Consider the following 354-nt stretch of genomic DNA (forward strand, 5'->3'; position numbering starts at 1 on the left):
TCGGAAGCCACCGCCGAAGTGCTGGATGCCGAAGGCTGGTTCAAGTCCGGCGATATTGCGGTGATCGACCCGGACGGGTTTGTGCGCATCGTCGACCGCAAGAAAGACATGATCATCGTCTCGGGTTTCAACGTGTACCCGAACGAAATCGAAGACGTGATGATGGCCCACCCGAAAGTCGCCAACTGCGCCGTGATTGGAGTGCCGGACGAGCGTTCGGGGGAGGCGGTGAAGTTGTTTGTGGTGGCCCGCGAATCGGGGGTCAGCCTTGAAGAGCTGAAGGTCTACTGCAAGGAAAACTTCACGGCGTACAAAGTGCCCAAGCACATTGTGTTGCGTGAGTCGTTGCCAATG

1 protein-coding gene is annotated in these 354 nt (G+C 57.6%); it reads left to right on the forward strand.

The genetic code is table 11. From position 1 onward, the window contains the following. A partial coding sequence (locus ACI77I_RS32245; RefSeq protein WP_407000262.1) for an AMP-binding enzyme occupies window positions 1-354 on the forward strand: 354 nt, incomplete at both ends.

The sequence above is a fragment of the Pseudomonas sp. D47 genome (genome assembly GCF_045447305.1).
Lineage (GTDB): Bacteria > Pseudomonadota > Gammaproteobacteria > Pseudomonadales > Pseudomonadaceae > Aquipseudomonas.